This window comes from Bacillus sp. JJ634 (assembly GCF_036962285.1).
Lineage (GTDB): Bacteria > Bacillota > Bacilli > Bacillales > DSM-1321 > Peribacillus > Peribacillus asahii_A.
This window is the reverse complement of the sequence record NZ_JBALMU010000204.1, coordinates 8,991-9,276: the sequence shown is the minus strand read 5'-3', so window position 1 is coordinate 9,276 and position 286 is coordinate 8,991. Positions and strand designations below refer to the sequence as shown.

At 31.5% G+C, this 286-nt stretch carries 1 protein-coding gene; it reads left to right on the top strand.

Annotation, left to right across the window (positions count from 1 at the left end; translation table 11 throughout):
• Window positions 1-286, top strand: a 286-nt coding sequence (locus tag V7068_RS21930) for a hypothetical protein (RefSeq protein ID WP_499714542.1), incomplete at both ends; no start/stop codon positions are given.

Here is a 286-nt window from a genome sequence, read left to right as displayed (position 1 = left end):
AGATATGGTAATACTAAATGCCTTGAAAATAATGAATAATAAGGATTTAGATTACTTTTGCTTATTGTATGAACATTTTTCTAATAAAGAAGTTCCTGAATATACTAGTTTAAGGGTTCATGATTTGAAAGAGGAGTTTAACAGTTTGGCAGTGCCTATTTTTGAATGCGAAAACACTATAGAAAAGTTAAAGGGTGTTCAAGTAATTGGATATGATGCTGGGGGACTTGGAGGTGTTGGTAATGCATGGGGTTCATTTAAGTTTAATGAAAATTCCCATTATCTA